Below are 6,936 nucleotides of genomic sequence, written 5' to 3' on the forward strand. Positions count from 1 at the left end.
GCCGGGTCGTCCCCGGACGGGCCCCTGCACGCGGACCGGCCCCGATCCGGTCTGGGCGTAGCGGCCGGCGAGCGCGCGGAGGGCGGCGACCTGGTTGGCCGACAGGCCGTCGTCGTGAACGGCCAGCGCGATGCGGTCCAGGCCCGGCTCCACCCGCAGCGAATAACGCGACAGAGGCGTGATCGGCCGCATCTGGTCGGCGCCGGTCGAAGCGCAAGCGGCAAGCAACGCGCCGGTCGACAGGGCCAGGAGAACGGTGCGCATCGGAACGGTCCTCATTCGATCACATAGCCCACCGGGCCGCTCCAGCCGGCGGCCGAGGCGGTCGCGCCGCCGCCGCGGGGCGCGAAATGCTGGTTCAGCTGCCCGAACAGGATCGTCTGGGCGTCATTGGCGATCTGCAGCCCGTCGGCGGGCGTCTGCAGCGAACCGGCGTTGGTTGGCGACACGATGTAGGCCTCGACAATGATCACCAGCTCCGTTTCGCCGGACAGGTAGTCGCGCGACCGGAACAGGGCGCCGAGGACGGGCAGGTCGCCCAGACCGGGCAGGGCGTCGATGTTCTGGCGCGTGTCTTCCCGCAGCAGGCCCGCGATCATCAGCGAGCCGCCCGACGGCAGCTCAACGGTGTTGGAGGCGCGGCGAACGTTCAGGCCCGGGATGACCAGGGTGCGGTCGGCGCCGCCGCCCAGGGTGAAGGCGCCTAGCTGGGTCAGCTCCGAGACCTCGGTCGACAGCTGCAGCGAGATGCGGCCGGGGGCCAGGACGATCGGGCGGACCGCCAGGCGAACGCCGTAAGGCTTGAACTCGACGGTGACCTTGGTGCTGTTGTCGGTCGTTTCCTGACCCACAGGGACCGGGAACTCGCCGCCCGCCAGGAACTCGGCGTTCTCGCCGTTGGCGGTGGTGATGTTTGGCTCCGCCAGGATGCGGACCAGGCCGGCGCGCTCGAAGGCGCGCAGCGACGTGCTCAGGTTCGAGCCGTCTCCGGCCGAGTCGGTGTAGCGGATGATGCCGCCGCCCAGCTGATTGCCGTTGACAGCGAAGGTCGCGCCCTGGGTCAGCGACAGACCGTTGCCGACGCTGGCCAGGACCGCGGTGGCGTCCAGACCCAGCTGCTTGATGGCGGTGCGCTGGACTTCGACGATCCGGGCGCGGACCATGATCTGATCCGACCCGGTGATGGTCATCATGTTGATGACCTTTTCGGGCGCGGAGACGAAGGCGCGGGCGACCTGGGCGGCGCGGTCGGCTTCCCCAGGGCTAAGCACCGTGCCCGTCAGGATGACGCTGTCGTTCACCGCCTCGGCGCGGACATTCGTCCCGGGCATGACTCGGCTGAGCGTGTCCTGCAGGGCCGACACGCCGGCGTCGACCCGCACTCGCAGCGACAGGATGGTGCGCCCGGCATTGTCCAGCACGACCGCGTCGGTCTCGCCGGGCGCCAGGCCGATGATGGTGATCCGCCGCGGCGAGTGCAGCATGGCCTCGGCGACCAGCGGGTTCGGCACGATCACGTCGCGCGCGTCCGCGGGCAGGTCATGGCCATCGACGAGCCGCGGGGCAGGTTGATCAGTTGCGACTGGGCGCCCATCGACACCGCCGCGCGGGTCTGGGCCTGGGCGGCTGGAATCGGGCCGACGGCGATGACGATCAGGCCCGCAAGGGCGGCGGCGATCAGGCGTTTCATTGGACCACCACCACTTCGGGCGCGCGCCGCGATAGACGCGGACCGCCGAACTCTGGCGGGCGGTGGCCACGCTTCCGGACGGGCCGCCGGTGTCGGCGTAGGAGCGCAGGACCAGGCTCAATTCGCCCTCCGACTTGGCCAGGGCCAGGGCCTCTGCGTCCCTGGGACCCACTTCGAGGGTCGCGGTGGCGCCGATCACGGTCTGCTCGTCGTCGCCTGCGCGGGTCGACTGGTCGATCGCCAGCACCTTGATGTTCTGCATCACCGTGGAGGAGGTGAATTTGGAACGCTCGCCCTGGCTGGTCCCCATGTTGGACAGGTTGGTCTCGCGGGTGAGCACGACGTCCACTCGGTCGCCGGGCAGGATGAAGCCGCCGGCGGCGGTCTCGACGGTCACCCGGATGGCCATGGCGCGCATCCCCGGCTCCAGGTAGGCGGCCATGTAGCCGCTGTCGCCGGCGCGAACGATCTTGCGCGCGATGATGGGCTCGCCGGCCGAGATCGGCTCGCGAACCACGGAGCGACGTAGTCGGCCTTGGCGCCGCCGCCGGCCAGGTTGGTCGCCGCGCGCGTCGACCTGGGCCACCGCGTCCTTCGGGCTTCGCCTTCTCCGCCTCGGCGGCCGGCGTGGCGGGAATGGGCGTCGATCCGTCGGTGATGAAGGCCGGGATGACCTGATCGGCCGGCCATTCCTTCCAGTCGAGATCGGATTCGGTGAGTCTCTGGCCGGGCTGCAGGTCCTTAGCGGCGACAAGGACCCTGGCCATCGGCCGGGTTTCGACGGGGGCGGCGGTCGCGACCGCGGCGGGTTCGCCCGAGGTCGAGCCCATGGCGCGCACGACCAACGCCAGGCCTATGGCGGCCACGGCGGCGATGCAGATCACGATGATACGGGCGGGCTTCATCAGCGGTCTCCGGCAAGGCCGCGCGGACGCGCTCGTCGGTCCATCGGCCCCCTACCGTTAACGACCATGCCGGGTGCGGGTTAACGCGGACCTAAATGCGAGACCGCCGTGATCCCGCGAAAAGTCAGCCGGTGACGAAGAGAGCCATCAGCGGAGACGCCGGATAGGCCATCAGGGCGCCGGCGCGATCGCCACGCCGTAGGGAATGTCGCCCTTGGGCTCCATCAGATGCACGATCCAACCGGGCGCGCCGTCAGATAGGGACGCGAATGGGCGCGCGCGAAAATCAGGAACAGACAGAACAGGCCGCCCATCACGCCCGTGAACAGAAGGAACATGCCCGATCCCTCCAGGCCCAGCCAGAGGCAGGCGGCCGCCATCAGCTTGGCGTCCCCGCCCCCGATCCAGCGCAGGGCGAACATGCCGGCGCCGGCCAGCAGGGCGACGACGGCGACGCCCAGATGGACGGCCATGTCCGTGGGGGCGAGCCCGACCGCGAGGGCGGCGGGCAGGAAGGCCAGGACCAGGGCGCCCGAGATCCAATTCGGGATCTTCATGGTCGTCAGGTCGTTCAGCCCGCCGACGATGACCAGGGCCGGCATGAGGCCGAGCAAGGCGAGGGTCAGAATGTCCATGCGCCTGCCTCGCACGGGCGCGGTTAAGGCCGGGTTTCCCTAACGAAAAGGGCCGGAGCGTCGCCGCTCCGGCCCTTCCCAGGTTTCAAGCCTAGTCGGAGGGCTTAGGCGCCCTTGGTGCCGCCCATGGCGCCGACAACGTCGTTGAAGCGGTCCTTGATGGTCGTGCCCAGGGCGGTCACGGCCGAGATGATGACGACGGCGATGAGAGCGGCGATCAGGCCGTACTCGATGGCGGTGGCGCCCGACTCGTCGGACATGAATTTCGAAACGAACTTGGTCATCCGGATTCCCTTTCCCCGATAGGACAACTGTCGCGGCAGCCTGACCAGGGGGGCGGCGGCCGCAGACCGGAAGGCAGCCTGGCGCCAGCGAGATTAAGCTTGAGCATACAGACGTGATTACTGTGACGTTTACCCCATCGCCCGTCCTAGGCGCGAGAAAGGGCCGGAGCGTCGCCGCTCCGGCCCTTCCCAGGTTTCAAGCCTAGTCGGAGGGCTTAGGCGCCCTTGGTGCCGCCCATGGCGCCGACGACGTCGTTGAAGCGGGCCTTGATGGTCGTGCCCAGGGCGGTCACGGCCGAGATGATGACGACGGCGATGAGAGCGGCGATCAGGCCGTACTCGATGGCGGTGGCGCCCGACTCGTCGGACATGAACTTCGAAACGAACTTGGTCATGGATCTTGTTCCTTGAGGATGAGGTTAGCGAGCTACTTAGTCGGGGGGAGCCGGCAGCCCGCTTGACCCCCAAAACGCAGGATGGTTATCGACCCTATCGGTTAAGACCCGGTCGCCGGTTTTGGTTACTGTGCGGTTTACTTCGATTTCATACCGGAAATCGGCCTCAGGGCTTGGCTTTGAGTAGTACTACGAGGCTCGTCATGGCCTTGGCATGTCGGGATTTCAGACTTTCTTGAGGATTGCGGCGGCAGTGTCGCGCCACGCTCCCGCGCGCGCCCGTTCCATGGAAGACGCCGACATGACCCGCCTGATCCGTTCCACCGCCGTTCTGGCCGCCGCCGTCCTGCTGGCGGCGCCGACCGTCGTTACGGCGCAGTCCTCAAGCCTGAACGTCGAGATCGACCAGGCGCGGCGCGTCCAGCTGCGCGGGCCCGCCGGGTCGGTGATCGTGGGCAACCCCCAGATCGCGGATGTCACCGTGGTGGACTCCAACACCCTGTACATCACCGGCAAGGGATATGGCGTCACCGAGGTCGTGGCGGTGGATCCGATCGGCCGACCGGTCTTTCAGAGCCAGGTGGTCGTGACGGCCGGCGACGGCGGAGGCCGTGTCAGGGTGTGGCGCGGTGCGACCGCGACCGAGATGGCCTGCGCCAGTTCTTGTTCGCCGTCGGTGCGCAGCGGAGCGGGCGCCGCCGCCGAACCCCCAGCTCAATAGTCCCGTGACGCCCAGACGCCCTGACAGAACCGCGGGCGGCGGCGTTCGCAAGGGCCTGCTGCGCGCCCGCGACGGGTCGACGGCGATCGAGTTCGGCATGGTGGCCCTGCCGTTCTGCCTGATGATGTTCGCCATCCTGGAGCTGGGCCTGGTGTTCGTGACCGACTCCGTCCTGGAAAACGCCACCATCGAGACCGGCCGCCTGGTGCGGACCGGCCAGGCCAGCGCCCAGGGCATGACCGCCTCCCAGTTCAAGGACGCCCTGTGCGCGCGGATGAGCATCTTTGCGGCCGACTGCCCCAGCCGGGCGACGGTCGATGTGCGGGAAATCCCACAGTTCAACACGACGCCGCCCGATCCGATGGCGGGCGGAACCTTCAGCGAGACGGGGCTGACCTATTCGAACGGCCAGCCGGGCAGCCTGATGCTGGTGCGGGTCTGGTACAAGCAGCCGCTGCTGACGACCTTCATGTCCCAGGGCCTGTCGCGGCTGAAGGACGGGACGATCCGGATGACCGCGACCACTGCGTTCCGGAACGAGCCCTTCATCCCGTCGGCTGCTCCGGCGACGCCATGAGCCGCGCCCTGTTCCGACGCCTGGCTCGTGACGAGCGCGGCATCTCGGCCGTGGAGTTCGCCCTCCTGGCGCCGCTGCTGATCGCCTTCTACATGGGCATGGCCGAGTTCTGCCAGGGCTACATGGCCCAGAAGCGGATGGGGCATGTGGCGGCCATGGTCGCAGACCTGGTGGCCCAGGAGGAGGTCGTCTCGACCTCGAACGTGGACGACATCTTCGCCATCGGCGGGCTGATCATGAAGCCGTTCTCGACATCGCCGCTCAAGATGCGGGTCAGCAACGTGACCCGCACTTCCGGCGTGGCCCGGGTCACCTGGAGCCGCGCGAGCGGCGTGGGGATGACGGCCCATTCCGCGGGCGCGACGATCACCCTGCCGACCGATCTGCTGATCGACGGGCAGAGCGTGATCGTGTCCGAGGCGACCTACGACTACGATTCGCCGGCGGACTATCTGATGCCTTCGATCACCAGGTTCAGCCACACCTACTACCTGCGGCCGCGAACCTCGGACCAGACGGTCTGCTCGAACTGCTAGGCGCCCGCCAGGGCTTCGCGCAGGGCCCGGATCTTGGCGTCCGTCTCGGCCAGTTCCGCGGCGGGGTCGCTGTCGGCGACGATGCCCGCGCCCGCCAGCGCCCGCCAACGCCAGACGCCGCCTTCGCAGAGGAAGGAGGCGGTGCGGATAAGGACCGACGCCGTCAGGCGGCCCTCACTGTCGATGTGGAACAGACTGCCGCACCAAGGGCCCCGAGGCGGCTCGTGGGCCGCGATCACCTTCATGGCCTGATACTTGGGCGCCCCGGTGATGGAGCCGGGCGGAAAGGCCGCCTCCAGGAGGTCGGCGGGGCCGACGCCGGCGCGGGCCGTCGCCGAGACCGTCGAGACCAGGTGGTGCACCGTCGCCAAGCTCTCGATCTCGAACAGGCGATCGACCCGCACCGATCCGGGCCGGGCGGCCCTGGCCAGGTCGTTGCGCATCAGATCGACGATCATGAGGTTCTCGGCCCGGTCCTTGGCGCTTCGTCGGAGCGCGTCGGCGAGGGCGGCGTCGAGGGCCGGGTCGGGATCGCGGGGGCGGGTTCCCTTGATCGGGCGCGTCCCGATGCGGCCGTCGGCGGGGTCGTAGGTCAGGAAGAGCTCGGGCGAGTTGGAGACCAAGGCGTGGTCGCCCAGGCGCCAGAAGGCGCCATAGGCCGAGGCGCGGCCGGCCAGGCGCGCCAGGACGTCGAAGGGATCGGCGCCGGGCCGCAGCTCGCCGGACCAGGCGCGGGCGATGTTGGCCTGGAAGAGTTCGCCGGCGCCGATCCGGCGGACGACGTCATCGACGGCCGCCTTATAGGCCTCGCCGGGAGCCTCGGCTTCGAAGCCCAGGGCGGGCGGGGCCGGGAAGGAGACTTCGACAGCTTGGGTCAGCCAGTCCTCCGCCAGGGCCAGGGCCTGGGGATCAGCGCCCAGCAGATGGACCTCAAGCGCCCGGTGATCGAAGGCCAGCATGGCCGGATAGCGGGCCAGCATCAGATCGGGCCAGACCTGCGTCCGGGGCCCGGTGGCGGGGCGGGCGCCGGCGTCATAGGCCAGCAGACCGATGACGCCGGCGCCGAAGGCCGGGTCGCGGAGCACGTCGAGGGGGCCGCTCCACGGGCTCGGTCCGGACCCGGTCCGGCTGGGCGGCGACGAAGGACCAGCGCCCCAGCGGGCCGCCGTCGGACAGCAGGGCCAGCGGGCCGT

General features: G+C 69.4%; 9 protein-coding genes and 1 pseudogene. 3 read left to right on the forward strand and 7 right to left on the reverse strand.

Translation table 11 applies throughout. The features are described from left to right. From AC2W7C_RS11575 to AC2W7C_RS11600, 6 genes and pseudogenes are all read right to left on the reverse strand, one after another. Positions 1–264: CpaD family pilus assembly lipoprotein (locus tag AC2W7C_RS11575; protein WP_486001570.1), on the reverse strand; the 264-nt coding region annotated here is incomplete at its 3' end. A gap of 11 nt (positions 265–275) precedes the next feature. Then, positions 276–2,207, reverse strand: coding sequence for a Flp pilus assembly protein CpaB (gene cpaB / locus AC2W7C_RS11580; protein ID WP_486001571.1), 1,932 nt, complete (start codon positions 2,205–2,207; stop codon positions 276–278). A gap of 184 nt (positions 2,208–2,391) precedes the next feature. Then, positions 2,392–2,595, reverse strand: a pseudogene (locus AC2W7C_RS11585) (SAF domain-containing protein); the annotation flags it as partial. Positions 2,596–2,819: 224 nt separating this feature from the next. Beyond that, positions 2,820–3,230 carry an A24 family peptidase gene (locus tag AC2W7C_RS11590; protein WP_486001572.1) on the reverse strand — a complete coding sequence of 137 codons (411 nt, stop codon included), beginning with the start codon at positions 3,228–3,230 and terminating at the stop codon, positions 2,820–2,822. A 104-nt stretch (positions 3,231–3,334) separates the two neighbouring features. After that, positions 3,335–3,514, reverse strand: coding sequence for a Flp family type IVb pilin (locus AC2W7C_RS11595; RefSeq protein WP_486001573.1), 180 nt, complete (start codon positions 3,512–3,514; stop codon positions 3,335–3,337). A 215-nt stretch (positions 3,515–3,729) separates the two neighbouring features. Then, positions 3,730–3,909, reverse strand: coding sequence for a Flp family type IVb pilin (locus AC2W7C_RS11600; protein WP_486001574.1), 180 nt, complete (start codon positions 3,907–3,909; stop codon positions 3,730–3,732). Between the two features lie 301 nt (positions 3,910–4,210). Here AC2W7C_RS11600 and AC2W7C_RS11605 point away from each other — a divergent pair, with 301 nt between their 5' ends. The 3 genes from AC2W7C_RS11605 to AC2W7C_RS11615 are packed head-to-tail and all read left to right on the forward strand — an operon-like array spanning position 4,211 to position 5,743. Further along, complete coding sequence (locus AC2W7C_RS11605; protein ID WP_486001575.1) at positions 4,211–4,630, forward strand: pilus assembly protein N-terminal domain-containing protein; 420 nt, start codon at positions 4,211–4,213, stop codon at positions 4,628–4,630. Between the two features lie 4 nt (positions 4,631–4,634). Continuing rightward, positions 4,635–5,207, forward strand: coding sequence for a TadE/TadG family type IV pilus assembly protein (locus AC2W7C_RS11610; protein ID WP_486001576.1), 573 nt, complete (start codon positions 4,635–4,637; stop codon positions 5,205–5,207). Continuing rightward, positions 5,204–5,743, forward strand: a complete 540-nt coding sequence (locus tag AC2W7C_RS11615; protein ID WP_486001577.1) for a TadE/TadG family type IV pilus assembly protein — start codon at positions 5,204–5,206, stop codon at positions 5,741–5,743. The genes AC2W7C_RS11610 and AC2W7C_RS11615 overlap by 4 nt, the downstream gene beginning before the upstream one ends. On the opposite strand, the gene AC2W7C_RS11620 is transcribed toward AC2W7C_RS11615, so the two are convergent. Further along, positions 5,740–6,936 (reverse strand): anthranilate synthase component I family protein (locus AC2W7C_RS11620; RefSeq protein WP_486001578.1); only part of this gene is annotated, 1,197 nt, incomplete at its 5' end. The two genes, AC2W7C_RS11615 and AC2W7C_RS11620, sit on opposite strands and share 4 nt — an antisense overlap.

It is taken from the genome of Brevundimonas sp. CURTG3B2_SDJG (genome assembly GCF_057364705.1).